The organism is Streptococcus mitis, from assembly GCF_946190155.1.
GTDB classification, from domain to species: Bacteria; Bacillota; Bacilli; order Lactobacillales; family Streptococcaceae; genus Streptococcus; species Streptococcus mitis_CL.
The window spans coordinates 181,704-198,238 of sequence record NZ_CAMHZL010000003.1 but is presented as its reverse complement, the minus strand read 5'-3'; the positions used below and the strand labels follow the sequence as shown (position 1 = coordinate 198,238).

The 16,535-nt window shown below is 40.8% G+C and carries 17 protein-coding genes; 8 read left to right on the top strand and 9 right to left on the bottom strand.

Annotation, left to right across the window (positions count from 1 at the left end; translation table 11 throughout):
- Nucleotides 1-233: 233 nt before the first annotated feature.
- The 4 genes from N8O80_RS04145 (at nucleotide 234) to N8O80_RS04130 (ending at nucleotide 3,389) form a co-directional block, all read left to right on the top strand.
- On the top strand, nucleotides 234-923 hold the full coding sequence (locus tag N8O80_RS04145) for a CPBP family intramembrane glutamic endopeptidase (RefSeq protein WP_261026985.1): 690 nt from the start codon (nucleotides 234-236) through the stop codon (nucleotides 921-923).
- Between the two features lie 68 nt (nucleotides 924-991).
- A complete protein-coding gene (locus N8O80_RS04140) occupies nucleotides 992-1,288 on the top strand; it encodes a bacteriocin immunity protein (RefSeq protein ID WP_261026984.1) in 297 nt (98 codons plus the stop codon).
- A gap of 132 nt (nucleotides 1,289-1,420) precedes the next feature.
- Nucleotides 1,421-2,407: an oxygen-dependent tRNA uridine(34) hydroxylase TrhO gene (gene trhO / locus N8O80_RS04135; protein ID WP_001030024.1), complete on the top strand. Its 987-nt coding sequence runs from the start codon at nucleotides 1,421-1,423 to the stop codon at nucleotides 2,405-2,407.
- Nucleotides 2,408-2,528: 121 nt separating this feature from the next.
- On the top strand, nucleotides 2,529-3,389 hold the full coding sequence (locus N8O80_RS04130) for a DUF4299 family protein (RefSeq protein ID WP_120770797.1): 861 nt from the start codon (nucleotides 2,529-2,531) through the stop codon (nucleotides 3,387-3,389).
- Between the two features lie 65 nt (nucleotides 3,390-3,454).
- On the opposite strand, the gene N8O80_RS04125 is transcribed toward N8O80_RS04130, so the two are convergent.
- From N8O80_RS04125 to N8O80_RS04105, 5 genes are all read right to left on the bottom strand, one after another.
- On the bottom strand, nucleotides 3,455-4,519 hold the full coding sequence (locus N8O80_RS04125; protein ID WP_120770798.1) for a DUF6574 domain-containing protein: 1,065 nt from the start codon (nucleotides 4,517-4,519) through the stop codon (nucleotides 3,455-3,457).
- 62 nt (nucleotides 4,520-4,581) lie between these two features.
- Nucleotides 4,582-5,496, bottom strand: coding sequence for a DUF4097 family beta strand repeat-containing protein (locus tag N8O80_RS04120; RefSeq protein ID WP_120770799.1), 915 nt, complete (start codon nucleotides 5,494-5,496; stop codon nucleotides 4,582-4,584).
- Nucleotides 5,489-6,082, bottom strand: coding sequence for a DUF1700 domain-containing protein (locus N8O80_RS04115; RefSeq protein WP_120770800.1), 594 nt, complete (start codon nucleotides 6,080-6,082; stop codon nucleotides 5,489-5,491). The genes N8O80_RS04120 and N8O80_RS04115 overlap by 8 nt, the downstream gene beginning before the upstream one ends.
- Nucleotides 6,069-6,395 carry a PadR family transcriptional regulator gene (locus N8O80_RS04110; protein ID WP_000273858.1) on the bottom strand — a complete coding sequence of 109 codons (327 nt, stop codon included), beginning with the start codon at nucleotides 6,393-6,395 and terminating at the stop codon, nucleotides 6,069-6,071. Before N8O80_RS04110 ends, N8O80_RS04115 begins: the two co-directional genes overlap by 14 nt.
- Nucleotides 6,396-6,533: 138 nt before the next feature.
- Nucleotides 6,534-7,700, bottom strand: a complete 1,167-nt coding sequence (locus N8O80_RS04105; protein WP_120770801.1) for a CynX/NimT family MFS transporter — start codon at nucleotides 7,698-7,700, stop codon at nucleotides 6,534-6,536.
- A gap of 150 nt (nucleotides 7,701-7,850) precedes the next feature.
- Between N8O80_RS04105 and N8O80_RS04100 the strand changes: the two genes are divergently transcribed.
- Both N8O80_RS04100 and N8O80_RS04095 read left to right on the top strand, forming a co-directional pair.
- Nucleotides 7,851-8,888 carry a glycosyltransferase family 2 protein gene (locus N8O80_RS04100; protein WP_407829557.1) on the top strand — a complete coding sequence of 346 codons (1,038 nt, stop codon included), beginning with the start codon at nucleotides 7,851-7,853 and terminating at the stop codon, nucleotides 8,886-8,888.
- Between the two features lie 67 nt (nucleotides 8,889-8,955).
- The gene (locus N8O80_RS04095) at nucleotides 8,956-10,806 is read left to right on the top strand and encodes a polysaccharide biosynthesis protein (RefSeq protein ID WP_120770802.1); all 1,851 of its coding nucleotides are present in this window, start codon (nucleotides 8,956-8,958) and stop codon (nucleotides 10,804-10,806) included.
- A 108-nt stretch (nucleotides 10,807-10,914) separates the two neighbouring features.
- Here the strand turns inward: N8O80_RS04095 and N8O80_RS04090 are convergent, their stop codons facing one another.
- Genes N8O80_RS04090 through sdaAB form a run of 3 tightly spaced genes read right to left on the bottom strand, consistent with a single transcriptional unit; the run spans nucleotide 10,915 to nucleotide 13,121 of the window.
- The gene (locus N8O80_RS04090) at nucleotides 10,915-11,547 is read right to left on the bottom strand and encodes an HAD family hydrolase (RefSeq protein WP_120770803.1); all 633 of its coding nucleotides are present in this window, start codon (nucleotides 11,545-11,547) and stop codon (nucleotides 10,915-10,917) included.
- A gap of 21 nt (nucleotides 11,548-11,568) precedes the next feature.
- The gene (gene sdaAA / locus N8O80_RS04085) at nucleotides 11,569-12,441 is read right to left on the bottom strand and encodes an L-serine ammonia-lyase, iron-sulfur-dependent, subunit alpha (protein WP_120770804.1); all 873 of its coding nucleotides are present in this window, start codon (nucleotides 12,439-12,441) and stop codon (nucleotides 11,569-11,571) included.
- Between the two features lie 8 nt (nucleotides 12,442-12,449).
- Entirely contained in the window at nucleotides 12,450-13,121 is a 672-nt protein-coding gene (gene sdaAB, locus N8O80_RS04080; protein WP_049487361.1) for an L-serine ammonia-lyase, iron-sulfur-dependent subunit beta, read from the bottom strand.
- A gap of 239 nt (nucleotides 13,122-13,360) precedes the next feature.
- Between sdaAB and apf the strand changes: the two genes are divergently transcribed.
- The gene (gene apf / locus N8O80_RS04075) at nucleotides 13,361-14,011 is read left to right on the top strand and encodes an aggregation-promoting factor (protein ID WP_125458045.1); all 651 of its coding nucleotides are present in this window, start codon (nucleotides 13,361-13,363) and stop codon (nucleotides 14,009-14,011) included.
- An 87-nt stretch (nucleotides 14,012-14,098) separates the two neighbouring features.
- On the opposite strand, the gene N8O80_RS04070 is transcribed toward apf, so the two are convergent.
- Nucleotides 14,099-14,980 (bottom strand): hypothetical protein, encoded by an 882-nt coding sequence (locus tag N8O80_RS04070; RefSeq protein WP_261026982.1) that lies wholly within the window; start codon nucleotides 14,978-14,980, stop codon nucleotides 14,099-14,101.
- A gap of 301 nt (nucleotides 14,981-15,281) precedes the next feature.
- Between N8O80_RS04070 and mnmA the strand changes: the two genes are divergently transcribed.
- A complete protein-coding gene (gene mnmA / locus N8O80_RS04065) occupies nucleotides 15,282-16,403 on the top strand; it encodes a tRNA 2-thiouridine(34) synthase MnmA (protein WP_001282953.1) in 1,122 nt (373 codons plus the stop codon).
- Nucleotides 16,404-16,535: the final 132 nt, after the last annotated feature.

Here is a 16,535-nt window from a genome sequence, read left to right as displayed (position 1 = left end):
TCAATTGATTTCGTGTATTCATTCCTAACTCCTAAAAACTGAATCACTGTTTTCCTCAGGTTGGTCTGGGGGAGGCAGTGATTTTTTGAAATAAAGACATGGATATTCATGTTCCTTATTTCCCTTATTTCAACCATTTAGGAAATCTCAAGTACCATTTAGGATTTGGAGTAAGGATTTAGGAAAATATAGCTTATATTAGAGATGTATCGAGTTTACAAAGGAGAGTTCATATGAAGAAGTATCAACTTCTATTCAAAATAAGTGCAGTTTTCTCTTACTTATTTTTCGTATTTGGTCTTTCTCAGCTGACGCTTATTGTTCAAAATTATTGGCAATTTTCTTCTCAGATAGGAAATTTTTTCTGGATTCAAAATCTATTGAGTTTGCTATTTAGTGGAGTCATGATTTGGATTCTGTTTAAGACAGGGCACGGCTATCTTTTTCGCATTCCGAGAAAAAAATGGCTTTGGTATTCGATTTTGACAGTATTAGTGGTAGTGCTCCAGATCTCTTTTAACGTTCAGACAGCTAAATATGTTCAGTCAACTGCTGAAGGTTGGGCTGTATTGATCGGTTATAGTGGGACCAACTTTGCTGAGCTAGGTATCTATATAACTTTGTTCTTTCTGACTCCACTTATGGAAGAGCTAATCTATAGAGGATTAATGCAACACGCCTTTTTTAAGCATTCGAGATTTGGCCTTGATTTGCTTCTTCCGTCAATTTTATTTGCTCTTCCTCATTTTTCAAGCCTGCCTAGTTTGTTAGATATCTTCGTCTTTGCAACATCTGGCATCATCTTTGCTAGTTTGACCCGCTATACCAAGAGCATTTATCCTTCCTATGCGGTGCATGTGATTAATAATATTGTAGCGACCCTACCATTTTTGCTGACTTTTTTACAGAGGGTGTTTGGGTAAATACTGGCGCGAGAGTTAGGAATGATAGTTTATCAAATTTATAAGTGAGTTTCAGGAGGAAAATGAGAATGACAACATTAAAATGGTTTGCTGGAGGCAGTGAAAGGCGTTGTGAAGCCATGACTATCATAGATAACCTACTGGAAGGTATAAACAATACGCCTCAACTTGCTCCTTTGAAAAATCAGTTAGTGAGTTATAAAAGACGATTAGAGGACGATGGGACCTCTACCCCATTTATATTGAGTCAAATGAATGTTGACATCTCACGTATGTTAATTGACAATAAGCTGATTTTGTCAGAAAGTCAAGCTGAGGAGATCAAAAAATTGAGAGAATTATCTGCTATTTGCTATGGCTACTGATGAAGTGTAGGGACAGGTCGCTTTCTAAAAATTTCCAGTCAAATAAATTGCATTCGTTTTCTTAAGCAGGTATACTAGTATAGATAGATGAAAAATTCTGAAAATTTAAGAATAGAAAAGAGAACAAATCTTATGGCAAAAGATATTCGTGTCTTACTTTACTACCTTTATACTCCAATTGAAAATGCAGAGCAATTTGCTGCAGACCATTTGGCTTTCTGTAAATCAATCGGCCTTAAAGGTCGTATCCTAGTCGCTGACGAAGGAATTAACGGAACAGTTTCAGGTGACTACGAAACAACTCAAAAATACATGGACTACGTTCACAGCCTCCCAGGCATGGAAGACCTCTGGTTCAAGATTGACGAAGAAAGTGAACAAGCCTTCAAGAAGATGTTTGTTCGCTACAAGAAAGAAATTGTCCACCTTGGTTTGGAAGACAACGACTTTGACAATGACATCAACCCACTTGAAACAACAGGTGCTTACCTGTCTCCAAAAGAGTTCAAAGAAGCTCTTCTTGACGAAGATACAGTTGTCCTTGACACTCGTAACGATTACGAGTACGATCTAGGACATTTCCGTGGGGCTATCCGTCCAGATATCCGCAACTTCCGTGAGTTGCCACAGTGGGTTCGTGATAACAAAGAAAAATTCATGGATAAGCGCGTCGTGGTTTACTGTACAGGTGGAGTTCGCTGTGAGAAATTCTCAGGCTGGATGGTCCGTGAAGGCTACAAAGATGTCGGCCAATTGCACGGAGGAATCGCAACCTACGGTAAAGACCCAGAAGTCCAAGGTGAGCTTTGGGATGGGAAAATGTACGTCTTTGACGAGCGTATTGCCGTAGATGTTAATCATGTCAACCCAACTATCGTAGGGAAAGACTGGTTTGATGGAACACCATGTGAACGTTATGTCAACTGTGGAAATCCATTCTGTAACCGTCGTATCTTGACATCAGAAGAAAATGAAGACAAGTACCTTCGTGGATGCTCACACGAGTGCCGTGTTCACCCACGTAACCGCTATGTTTCAGAAAATGAATTGACACAAGCTGAAGTTGTCGAGCGCCTAGCCGCTATCGGTGAAAGCTTGGATCAAGCAGCTACTGTATAAGATTAAACAGTCCTTAGGGGCTGTTTTTCTATGCTTTTTACTAAAAAATCTAAAGTTTGTTTCTGTATCTTTCAGGAAAATAGGGTATACTATATGTAAACGATTTCAAAGGAGTCCAGTTATGACGAAAACATTTTTTATTCCAAATAAACAGAGCATTTTAGGAGAACAGGAAATTTTGACTGCCAAGTCCGTCTTGGCCTTGGTAGATGGTTTGGAGTCACATAGCTATGATGCTGTCTATCTCCGTCAGCCTCTTAATCGTCTCGAGTATATCGAGTGTGCGATAGTGGGGCAATCACAATTCCTCTTTAAGGTCAGTTATGCTGATGGTCAAAAGGCTTACCGTGTCGATCTTCCTGACCTACTCACGAAGACAGACTGGCAGATTATCAAAGCATTTTTAGATGCTCTGCTTGCTTATACAGGAACTGAGATTGAAGGACTAGATGGTTTTGATTTTGAAGCTTATTTCCAAGCAAGTATTCAAGCCCATCTGACAGACACTGCAGCCCGTTTTACGATTTGCCAAGGAATTTTTAATCCTGTTTTCTTTAGTCATGAGGACTTGAAAAGCTTTTTAGAAGAAGATGGCTTGGCACAGTTTGAAGCGCGTGTGCGTGCGGTTCAAGAGACAGATGCCTACTTTGCAAAAGTTTCCTTCTATCAGGATGGAGAAGGCCAAGTGCACGGTGTTTACCATCTGGCTCAAGGGGTCAAGACCGTTTTTCCGAGAGAACCATTTGTACCTGCAGCCTATATTGAGCAATTGGTGGATAAGGAAGTCCAGTGGGAAATTGACTTTGTTCAAATCACAGGAGATGGCTCTAAACCAGAAGACTATGAAGCCACTGCCCGCTTGAACTATGCAAAATTCCTAGAGTCACTACCATCAGCATCTTACCACCAACTAGACGCCAATCAATTAGAAGTGCAACCCATCTTAGACAAAGATTTTAAAGTATTAGCACAAGAAAAGTAAAGCAGGTCAAGTGACTTGCTTTTTTGACATAGAAAAAATCCTGCCATGAAAGACAGGATTAAAGTTTAAAGAAAGGCTAAGATACGAAGATAATCTCCAATCAGTGCCACTTCAGCTACAAAGAAGAGGAGGATAATCACTCCGTTCACAAGGACAGACAAGAATAATTGATAGAAGGAGTCGGTTTCACTTGATTGACTTGGTCTTGTAATGATATGGAGACTGGCAAGCAGAATGATTCCAATGCTAATCACACACAGGAGAGCTGTAAATCGTAGGCTATCAAAGAAGGCAAAGAAACTAGCAATAGCAGTGAGGAAGATTGGAATTGCCAAGAGTTGACTATATTGTTGGAGAACCTTTTCTAGCGTCCAGTCCTTTTCTTGATAGATAAATCGTCTCACGACGAAACTACCCAAGAGGAATGAAAAGAAGAAGAGTGTTGTTGCTACTAGGATAGAGATAATCGAAAAGAGATTCAATGAAGCAAATTGTTCAGGGAAGTGATTATGCATAGTTGCTATATGTCCATAGTAGGCTTGTTTGATGTGGTAGATACTAAAGAAAAAGGAAGACGCAGAAAACAGAATGAGCAAGAGAAAGGCTGTGTAACTGTGTGTGCTACTTGTTTCAAGCTTGCTTGTAGGAGATTTGAGAGCCTCCACTAGCCAAGACCAAAAATCAAGCGCTTGCTCTTTCCATCTATCCGTAGATTTTGGAGCTTGGTCGGGGATATAGGGACTTTCTAAGGATTGATTGATAAGAAGGGGCTCTTTCGTGGTTGGTTTTTGCTGAGGAAGTGCTTCTTGACTCTCTTCAGCTATAGTGACTTTTTCTGTTGCTTTAGAAAGGTCTTGCTCTTCCTCAGTAGAATCTAATGCTTTCTTTTCTTCTATTTCTGTTCTCGCTTCATCGTTTTCAGGCGTTTCAATTTTCTCTTCTTGCTGGCTTTCAAGTTCGACTTTAGCTTGAGAGACTTCCTCCTCTACTTGAGTATTTTTTTCAATTGGTGTATCGAGATCGGCTATCGTTTCTTCAGCCTTATCTGCAACCTCTTGAGCTTGCTCTTCAGGTTTGTTCTTGCTTGTTGTTTTTACAAAATCATTACTTTCAAACCATTCTTGTTTCATTGTAGAACCTCCTTTTTAGTTAGATAAATATGCTTCCATAGTAGCAGATGTAAGCGCTTTTGTCAACGTCTGATTGGTGTGGATACTAGAATGATATCATTATCAGCTCTAGCAATGAGTTGATCCTTGACACCAGCTTTTTCAGTTTTGTAAGGGTTACTTAATTCTGTGTATTTTGATCCAGGTTTTTCTCTTGTAGCTTGTAAGATAGAACCATAGTTACTTGAGATGTCCCAATTAATTCGTTGGCTTTCTTTTTGCGTCAGAGTGATTGAGAGATGGTCTTTAGAAGTTAATTCCACCTTGCCGTGAACTTGGATATTTTCAGCGTGGAAGTGATGTTCTGTTGACTCTAGCTGACTATCTGTAAGGTCTGTATCAAAGATATTGATAATATTTGGTGTTGTGAGTTTACTGTTTTTGATACGACTTCCTTCAATTCGGAGGAGATAGCTATTATTGGTATTGATGGTCGCATTTTCAAGACTAGCATTAGTGATACTGGTTTGACCGCGATTTGCTGAGATGTTGATCCCTTTTAGACTTCTTCCCTTTGGAACTTGGAGAATAACTTCATTAAAACGACTAGAGTAGCTACTTGCGATATGGAGAATCCCGCCAATTCCAGAAGAGAGAAATGGAGTTTCAGACAGTTTCTTATCAATGAGGCTTAGAGTTTTGTCGTTTTGATTTGTGACAAGATCTTGGTTAGCAGAAATAGATGGATGATAAGAAATATGGATTTGATCATCCAAAGAGTCGGTGATGGTGAGCGCGTGTTGGTGGAGCGTAATATCTAGGTTTTCGACTTCCTTGCCATAGGTTAGCTCTTCCATCCGACTATCATAGACCGGCTCCTTGGACATGGCAAGTAGGCTCTTAATCCCGTCAGATTGAATACCTATAAAGAGTAGGATAAAGCCGATAATGGTAGTCACCACACCAAAAATGAGAAATCCTTTTGTAAACTTACGCATGCTGGTCACCTCTCTTTCCTTTTTTGAGAACAAATTGCACCAGGCGAACAATGAGTAGACCGAAGAAGCGAGCTACATAGGAAATACCTAGTAAGACTAGTGAAGAAGCACCGATAGCCAGTAAACCAGCACCAAAAATCAAGATAAAGGCTGATTTAGCTTGGGCTAAGACAGTGAAACTTTCAACTAAAAATAGGAATCCACCGATGATACCAAGTATGGAAACCGCAAAGAAAGCTAGAATGACAGTCAAGGCTGCCACAAGGATTGCGAACAGGGACACGAGGATGGCGATTCCCAGAGGAATACCGATGGGTGCCGCAAGGAGAGCTAACAAGGCGATATGCAAAATTTGTCGGTTATTCTTTTGAGCGGGTGCCTCATTGATTTTTTTATCGAGAAGATTGGAGAGGACTTCGTGAGCTGCTTCCTTAGGAGTTCCCAAGCTAGCGATGAGTTCTTCTTCTCCTTCGACTCCAGCATCGTCAAAGAGTTCTCTGAAATAGTCCATGGCTTCGATGCGGTCAGCTTCAGGTAGTTTCTTGAGATAGACTTCTAGCTGAGTCAGGTATTCAGTTCTTGTCATGGCGGATACTCCCTTCTATGATGCCATTGATGGTGTCTGTATAGAGTGCCCATTCATCTTTTAGGGTCACGAGCTGTTCTATACCACCATTTGTCAAGGAGTAGTATTTGCGCATGCGACCTTGGAACTCTCTAGAATAGGTTGTCAGAAAGCTATTGCCTTCCAATTTTTTTAGGATAGGATAGAGTGTAGATTCTTTGATATTAGCGATGAGCTTAATGGTTTGGCTAATCTCATAACCATAAGAATCATCCTGCTCCAGTACGGCCAAGATGAGAAATTCAATCAAGGCAGAGGATGTTGGAAAGTACATGGGGAACCTCCTTTTCTAATGTGTAAGATTTTTATATATAATTTTTCTATACATACATTGTACATCTAAAAGAAAGCCCTGTCAAGAAATATGTGTAAAATTTTTATATATAAAAAAACTTCTAGGAAAACTAGAAGTTTAGAGGATTTTATCAGCTCTGTCCACTGTAAAGAGGGCCGCAGTCATCAGGAGATCGACGAGTAAGAGGGCAGCAACAGCTGGCACCCAAGAGTGGAAAAGGTCAAAACTGTAACCAAAGAGGGTTGGCCCAAAGGCTGCCAGGATATAGCCTCCTGTTTGAGATAGGCCGGACAATTGGGCTGTCTTTTCAGGGGCGCTTGTCTTGAGTGAAAAGTTGACCATGAGATAAGGGAAGAGGGCGCTGGTTGCGGTTCCGATGAGGAGATGGATGGCAAGCCAGTAAAAGAAATTACCGACTGGGAAAAAGAGCATGGAAATGCCGAACACACCAGCTAGTGAAACCAGAGTGAGCATGAGCTGACGGTTGCGAGTAGACAAGCTGGTTGTCAGGCTTGGGATGGTCATTGAAAAAGGAATGCTAATCAGAGAGAAGATAGAAGTCAGCAAGCCAGCTTCGTGACTGGATAGGCCTGCATGGATGGCCATGGTAGGTAGCCAGGTCATAGCTGTGTAAAAGAGCAAGGATTGAAAACCTGCAAAGACAATAACTGCCCAGACCTGTTTATTACGCATGACCTTTGCTTTGCTTTTTTGTTTGGTTTGCGGAGCCAGTTTGTGATTGTAGCGGTGATTTGGGAGCCATACTAAAAAAGTTGCTAGACAGAGCAGGGTGAGGAGGATGATAAGTCCTTTCCAAGAACTGGCTTGTGTAATAGGCACAGCCAGATAGGAGGCCAGAGCCGTCGCAATCCCCATAGAGGTTACATATAAGGTGGTCAGAAAACCAATCTTCTTTGGTTGATTGGCTTGGATGAGACTAGGAAGCAGAACATTGATGACTGCGATACTTGCCCCAACCATCAAGGTTCCTAGATAGAGCAGGGGTAGATTGATTAGTCGAATAAGTGATCCAATGGTCAAGAAGAAGAGGCTATAGGTGAAGAGATGCTCCAAGCCAATTTTCTGAGCCAATCGGGTAGAAAAGAGCGAGAAGAGAGTAAACATGAGGAGGGGAAGGCTGGTCAAGACACCAAGCGAACTAACTTCTACTCCCAGCCCTTGCGAAATATCTCCCAATATAATGGGTAAAACAGTAAAAGGAGTCCGCAAGGAAACACCAATCAGGATAATACCTGGAACAAAAAAGAGTGACTGCTTTTTCATAAAATACCTCTTCTAGCTGATTTTAATAACAGCTTATTTTAAGGCTTTTTCCCTATAATGTCAAGTAAGGTTTTGGGCTTTCAAGATAAAAATGGGAAAGTCTTGAAAATTATGATAAAATAGTGGAAGGAAAAATTCAGGAGAGTAGTAGTGACTCAAAATGTTGAAAGTCTTCTCGTATCCATTGTAATCAGTGCATACAATGAAGAAAAATATTTGCCTGGTCTAATTGAAGACTTAAAAAATCAAAGCTATCCTAAAGAAAATATTGAAATTCTATTTATAAATGCTATGTCCACGGATGGGACCACAGCTATCATTCAGGAATTTATAAAAGAAGATACAGAGTTTAACTCAATTAGATTGTATAACAATCCTAAGAAAAATCAAGCTAGTGGTTTTAACTTGGGCGTTAAACATTCTGTAGGAGACCTTATTTTAAAAATTGATGCCCATTCAAAAGTTACTGAAAGTTTTGTAATGAATAATGTGGCTGTTATTCAACAAGGTGAATCAGTCTGTGGGGGACCTAGACCGACGATTGTTGAAGGAAAGGGAAAATGGGCAGAGACCTTGCATCTTGTTGAGGAAAATATGTTTGGCAGTAGCATTGCCAATTATCGAAAGAGTTCCGAGGATAGATATGTTTCTTCTATTTTTCATGGGATGTATAAACGAGAGGTTTTCCAGAAGGTTGGTTTAGTAAATGAGCAACTTGGCCGAACTGAAGATAATGATATTCATTATAGAATTCGAGAACATGGTTATAAAATCCGCTATAGCCCAAGTATTCTATCTTATCAGTATATTCGACCAACATTCAAGAAAATGCTGCATCAAAAGTATTCAAATGGTTTGTGGATTGGCTTGACAAGTCATGTTCAGCCTAAGTGTTTATCATTATTTCACTATGTTCCTTGTTTATTTGTTTTGAGTCTTGTGTTTAGTCTAGCATTGTTACCGATCACATTCGTATTCATAACTTTACAATTAGGTGCCTATTTTCTACTTTTGTCATTACTCACTTTGCTGACTTTATTAAAACATAAAAATGGATTTCTAATTGTGATGCCCTTTCTTTTATTTTCCATTCACTGTGCTTATGGCCTTGGAACGATTGTAGGTTTGATTAGAGGATTTAAATGGAAGAAAGAGTACAAGGGAACAGTAATTTATTTGGAAAAATAAGCCAAATAAATTAAAATGTGCTACAATAACAATATAGTAAAACTCTTTTAAGGAGGAGTAAATTTCTATGAATAAAAAACTCACAGATTATGTGATTGATCTGGTGGAAATTTTAAATAAACAACAAAAACAGGTTTTCTGGGGAATATTTGATATTTTGAGTATGGTGGTTTCCATCATTGTATCTTATATCTTATTCTACGGATTGATTAATCCAGCGCCTGTTGACTACATTATCTATACGAGTTTGGCCTTCTTGTTTTATCAATTGATGATTGCATTTTGGGGGTTGAACGCTAGTATTAGTCGTTACAGCAAGATTACGGATTTCATGAAAATCTTTTTTGGTGTGACTGCGAGCAGTATCCTGTCATATAGTATCTGCTATGCCTTCTTGCCCCTCTTCTCTATCCGTTTTATCTTCCTCTTTATCTTGTTGAGTACTTTCTTGATTTTATTGCCACGGATTACTTGGCAGTTAATCTACTCCAAACGCAAAAAGGGAAGTGGTGATGGAGAACACCGTCGGACCTTCTTGATTGGTGCTGGTGATGGTGGAGCTCTCTTTATGGATAGTTATCAACATCCAACTAGTGAATTAGAACTTGTCGGTATTTTGGATAAGGATGCGAAGAAAAAGGGTCAAAAACTTGGTGGAATCCCTGTTTTGGGTTCATATGATAATCTGCCTGAATTAGCCAAACGCCATCAAATTGAGCGTGTTATCGTTGCGATTCCGTCACTTGACCCGTCAGAATATGAGCGTATCTTGCAGATGTGTAATAAACTGGGTGTCAAATGTTACAAGATGCCTAAAGTTGAAACGGTTGTTCAAGGACTTCACCAAGCAGGTGGAGGATTCCAGAAGATTGATATCACAGACCTTTTGGGCCGTCAGGAAATTCGTCTTGATGAATCGCGTCTGGGCGCAGAACTGACAGGTAAGACAATCTTGGTTACAGGTGCTGGTGGCTCAATCGGTTCTGAAATCTGTCGACAAGTTAGCCGTTTCAATCCTGAACGCATTGTTTTGCTCGGTCATGGGGAAAACTCAATCTACCTTGTTTATCATGAATTGATTCGCAAGTTCCAAGGGATTGATTATGTACCAGTTATCGCAGATATTCAAGACTATGATCGTCTCTTGCAAGTCTTTGAAAAGTACAAGCCAGCTATTGTTTATCATGCGGCAGCTCACAAGCACGTTCCTATGATGGAGCGCAATCCAAAAGAAGCCTTCAAAAACAATATTCGTGGAACTTACAATGTTGCTAAGGCTGTTGATGAAGCTAAAGTACCTAAGATGGTTATGATTTCGACAGATAAGGCGGTTAATCCACCAAATGTTATGGGAGCAACCAAGCGCGTGGCGGAGTTGATTGTCACTGGCTTTAACCAACGTAGCCAATCGACCTACTGTGCAGTTCGTTTTGGAAATGTTCTTGGTAGCCGTGGTAGTGTGATTCCAGTCTTTGAACGTCAGATTGCTGAAGGTGGTCCTGTAACGGTGACAGATTTCCGCATGACCCGTTACTTTATGACTATTCCAGAAGCTAGCCGTCTGGTTATCCATGCTGGTGCTTATGCCAAGGATGGGGAAGTCTTTATCCTTGATATGGGCAAACCAGTCAAGATTTATGACTTGGCCAAGAAAATGGTCCTTCTAAGTGGACACACCGAAAGCGAAATTCCAATTGTTGAAGTTGGAATCCGCCCAGGCGAAAAACTTTACGAAGAACTCTTGGTATCAACCGAACTGGTTGATAACCAGGTTATGGATAAGATTTTCGTTGGTAAGGTTAATGTCATGCCTCTAGAAGCCATCGATCAAAAGATTGAAGAGTTCCGCACTCTTAGTGGAGATGAGTTGAAGCAAGCTATTATCGCCTTTGCCAATCAAACAACCCACGTTGAATAAAAAAGAAAAACGCATATTATCAGGTCTGAAGAACCTTGGTAATATGCGTTTTGTTATGTAGAGACTTGCTCCATTTTCTTCTGAAATGGGGTTGTCGCCCAGTTTATATTATTGAAAATACTCCAAAACTTCTATGGGTTTGTGAGCGATATAATCAGGCTGATAGTTTAGTAGATCTGCTTGCTCTCCAAATCCCCAAGTGACGGCTAATTTCTGAATGCCTGTTTCTTGAGCTCCAAGCATATCAAACTTGGTATCTCCGATGATGATGGCTTGTTCCGGTGCTAGTTGATGTGTCTGCAAGGCTTGGCGAATGACATCTGCCTTATGAGGTGCTTCAGGGCTGGAACCATAAATGCCATCAAAGAAATGATGGATTCCCAAGTTTTTTGTCATATCTTGGGCGGTAGGTGTATTCTTTGTAGTGGTGATATAAAGAGGGTAATTGCTCGTTAACTCCTCAAGCAAGTCTACAATCTGAGGAAAGAGTTGAGCTTCATAGATGCCTTTTTCCTTATAGTAGGAACGGTATATCTGCACAGCCTCAGAAATTTGTTCTTTGGGCAGGCAGGTCGCAAAACTACTTTCAAGAGGCGGTCCCATAAAACCACGAATAGTTTTGGCATCAGGGTTAGGCACCCCCAGCTCCTTAAAGGTATGGGTAAAGGCATTGTGAATCCCGATAGAACTGTCAACGAGGGTTCCATCCAGATCGAAAAAAATCGCTGTGATAGAGGTCATGGTTTCTCCTATTTGATAAGCTTATTCTCCGAAAATTTCTTTTTGGAGGCGACGACCAGTAGGGGTGGCAGCGAGTCCACCTTCAGCTGTTTCACGAAAGGCAGTTGGCATGCTTGCTCCCACTTGGTACATGGCATCGATAACCTCATCCACAGGGATTTTAGATTCGATACCTGCCAGGGCCATATCTGCTGCGATGAAGGCAAAGCTAGCTCCCATGGCATTACGTTTAACACAGGGAACTTCGACCAAGCCAGCAACAGGGTCACAGATGAGGCCTAGCATATTTTTAATGACAAAGGCAATGGCCTGACTGGCCTGATAAGGTGTCCCACCAGCAGCTAGAGTCAAGGCGGCAGCACTCATAGCAGAGGCCGAACCAACCTCGGCCTGACAGCCACCCTCAGCACCTGAGATAGAGGCATTGTTTGCGATGACTAGTCCAAAGGCACCTGCAGCAAAGAGGAAATCTAGCTGTTGATCGTGGCTGAGGTTTAATTTTTCAATAGCAGCAGTGAGAACAGAAGGGAGACAGCCAGCACTTCCAGCGGTTGGAGTAGCGCAGACCAAGCCCATTTTAGCATTGTGCTCATTGACTGCAATGGCATTTCGGGCAGCAGAGAGAATCGTGTAATCTGACAGAGTTTTTCCGTTTTTAATGTAGTGATCCAATTTGGCAGCATCTCCACCTGTCAGGCCACTACGAGATTTATTTTCATTGAGGCCAAGTTGGACAGAGGCTTTCATGACTTCCAGATTGCGTTCCATGAGAAGGAAGACTTCTTCACGTTCGCGACCGGTCAATTCAAACTCTGTTGTAATCATGAGTTCTGCGACATTTCCTTGAAAGTCCAGATCTGCTTGCTCGACCAATTCTTTGATAGAATAAAACATGCTTCCTCCTATTTAAAGAAATTGACATTGTGGAGATGAGGGATTTTTCGAATTTCTTCGATGGCATCATCACAGTTGCGACTATCGACTTCGATAATCATAATGGCTTTTTCACCAGCTTTTTCACGAGTAACATTCATCTGGGCGATATTGATATCATAGCGGGAAAGTGCCTCTGTTACGAGGGCAATCATACCTGGAATATCTTGATGAACAATGATGATAGTCGGTGTATTCATATTGAGAGAGACGGCAAAGCCATTGAGTTCGGTTACCTGAATATTCCCTCCACCGATAGAAATACCAGTCACACTGATGGTCTTGTGGGCATTTTTAACGGTAATTTTAGTGGTATTAGGGTGCGGAGCATTACTGTCTTTCTGAATGGTCCAGACAATCTTGATGCCACGCTTGTGGGCAATTTCCAGGCTGTTTGGGATTTCAGGATCATCTGTATCCATGCCCAAAATACCTGCAACAAGGGCTAGGTCTGTTCCGTGACCACGATAGGTTTTGGCAAATGAGTTAAATAGTTGGAATTCGACTTCTGTCGGAGTATCATCAAAAATGGAAGAGACAATCTTCCCAATACGAACAGCACCAGCTGTATGGCTACTAGATGGGCCAATCATAACTGGTCCGATGATATCAAAGACAGATTGAAAACGAAGTGATTTCATCAGTTTCCCCTTATAAAAATTCTTATCTCTATTATATCAAAGAATGAAGGTCTTGGCTTTAATTGTGGATGAAAACCTTTTTACACTACAAATAGCATAAAAAAGCATCTTTTGTAACAAAAAATGGCTTATTTAGAGAAATAAAAAATAATTTTGTAATATTTCTACATAAAAGTGTCAAGAAACGGTAATATTTAAAGGGTATGATAGAACTATAGAAAGAAGGAGAATTTTCAAATATGAAATCAACAACTAAAAAGATTAAAACAACTCTTGCAGGAGTAGCTGCCTTGTTTACAGTATTTGCTCCATCATTTGTATCTGCTCAAGAATCATCAACTTACACTGTTAAAGAAGGTGATACACTTTCAGAAATCGCTGAAACTCACAACACAACTGTTGAGAAATTGGCAGAAAACAACCACATCGACAACATTCATTTGATTTATGTTGGCCAAGAGTTGGTTATCGATGGTCCTGTAGCACCAGTTGCAACACCAGCGCCAACTACTTATGCAGCACCAGCTGCTCAAGATGAAACTGTTTCAGCTCCAGCAGCAGAAACTACAGAAGTAGTAGAAGAAGCAGCACCAGCTGCAAGCGCTCCTGTAGCAGAAGAAACTGTTGCTGTAGCAGAAACTTCAGCACCAGTTGCAACTGTAAGTGGATCTGAAGCAGAAGCTAAAGAATGGATCGCTCAAAAAGAATCAGGTGGTAGCTATACAGCTACAAACGGCCAATACATCGGACGCTACCAATTGACAGATTCATACTTGAACGGTGACTACTCAGCTGCTAACCAAGAACGTGTAGCCGATGCTTACGTTGCAGGACGTTACGGTTCATGGTCAGCCGCTAAAAACTTCTGGCTTAACAACGGCTGGTATTAAGAAATAGAAAAAGAGCCTTTGATGGCTCTTTTTGTGTGCTTTTATTTGACAAAAGACAATTTTTAAATAGTAGTAATAACAGATTGCTTACGGCTGACGAGATTCTGGAGTTTCTCCAGCTGAATTAGTGCGATTATTACTGTTAGTATCGCGAACCTCGGCATTATTACTATTATTATTGGTATTCGTATCTCCTTGGGTTCCTGCAGTATCAGTAGCTTGATCTCGTGTATTGACAGCAGTGTTTCCCCCGCTTCTAGCACTATCAGATGAATATTGCTCGCTTACAGGTGCTTGTGAATTATATCTGTTCCCATTTGACTCAGTATAGCTTGGAGTGTAGCTACCTCCTTCTGAAGAATAGCTTTCTCTTCCCTCAACGTTACTAGTCGTTTCTGTTTCTTTTTTATTAGACTTTTGTTCTTCTTCTTTTTTGGTCAAGACTTCAACTTGCTTTTGGAATTTAGAAATCAGTTCTTGAATGGGTTTTATTTTTTCATCAATAGTGGCTTGTTTGCTTGTGGAGTTGACACTTTTAATAATTTCTAGTATTTTTTGTAAGGAAGTGATGGCTGTTTCAAGTGCTTGTTTATCTTCAAACTGGCTATCGGATTCCTTTATATCCAATTTTAAAGCTTTTTCAGTATAATGATTAGTGATTTTATCGGCAGTAGAAGTAAGAAATTCTGTTAATGTCTTTTTGCCTTCGTCAGTGGTAGGCTTTAATTCTTGAATTTTTTTCCAATCCTCTATAATCGTTTCAGAATCAATATTGAAGTTTTTAATAGCATTTTTTACTTGTTCGACATCTTGTCCATCCTTATGTTGTTTGCTGAGAGCGATGTTCCCTCTCTCTGCTTGGATATGTTCTTGATGAATGACTAAACCTATTAAAAGTCCAAGACCTACAACAATAATGATAGTAAAAATAGTATTTTTTGATGTTAGAATATCTTTGTAGTTTTTCACAATCGTACTACGTACATGGATGGTAGTATCTTAAAGGGATCATGTACGACTTCCTCCTCATTACAGTATATCATTTTTAGCTTATTTTATAAATAAGTTTATAAGTAGAATCGAGATTTAACTGTTCATTGCCCTTTTTGTAATTATATTTCTGTTTCTATCAAATAGAATGTCAGATTATCAGCCTCTTTCTTGTCTTCTCCAACCAAGCATGTTATAATGAATACTGCTCAAGCGACCTTCAATCGTGAAGCACACACGACCTTCAATCGTGAATAAACGAATAGATGGGAGACTTACCATGAGTGATAACTCTAAAACACGTGTTGTCGTGGGGATGAGTGGTGGTGTTGATTCGTCGGTGACGGCTCTCTTGCTCAAGGAGCAGGGCTACGATGTGATCGGTATCTTCATGAAGAACTGGGATGACACAGATGAAAACGGCGTCTGTACGGCGACCGAAGATTATAAGGATGTGGCTGCGGTGGCAGACCAGATTGGCATTCCTTACTACTCTGTCAATTTTGAAAAAGAGTACTGGGATCGCGTTTTTGAGTATTTCCTAGCGGAATACCGTGCAGGACGTACGCCAAATCCAGACGTTATGTGTAACAAGGAAATCAAGTTCAAGGCCTTTTTGGACTATGCCATGACTTTAGGAGCAGACTATGTAGCGACTGGGCATTATGCTCGAGTAGCGCGTGATGAGGATGGCACTGTTCACATGCTTCGTGGCGTGGACAATGGCAAGGATCAGACCTATTTCCTCAGTCAACTTTCGCAAGAACAACTTCAAAAAACCATGTTCCCATTGGGACATTTGGAAAAGCCTGAAGTTCGCAGACTCGCAGAAGAAGCAGGCCTGGCGACTGCTAAGAAGAAAGACTCGACAGGGATTTGCTTTATCGGAGAAAAGAACTTTAAAAACTTCCTCAGCAACTACCTGCCAGCTCAGCCTGGTCGCATGATGACTGTAGATGGTCGCGATATGGGCGAGCATGCAGGTCTTATGTACTATACGATTGGTCAGCGTGGTGGACTTGGTATCGGTGGGCAACACGGCGGTGACAATGCCCCTTGGTTCGTTGTTGGAAAAGACCTGAGCAAGAATATCCTCTATGTCGGTCAAGGTTTCTACCATGACTCGCTCATGTCAACCAGCCTAGAGGCTAGTCAAGTCCACTTTACTCGTGACATGCCAGAGGAGTTTACGCTCGAATGTACGGCTAAATTCCGCTATCGTCAACCTGATTCGAAGGTTACTGTCCATGTCAAAGGAGACAAGGCAGAGGTCATCTTTGCGGAACCGCAACGCGCGATTACACCAGGACAGGCAGTTGTCTTTTACGATGGCGAAGAGTGTCTAGGTGGTGGTTTGATTGACAATGCTTACCGCGATGGACAAGTTTGTCAGTACATTTAGATTGACAAATTTTCTCAATTTGCTACAATAATAAAAGCAATAGAAATGATGGTCAAAGCTCATGGATGTTGCAGGCTTTTTTGTCCTGCACTTCTTTGGAGTTTTGACTGTTTTTGTGTCGTTTAAGGGAAA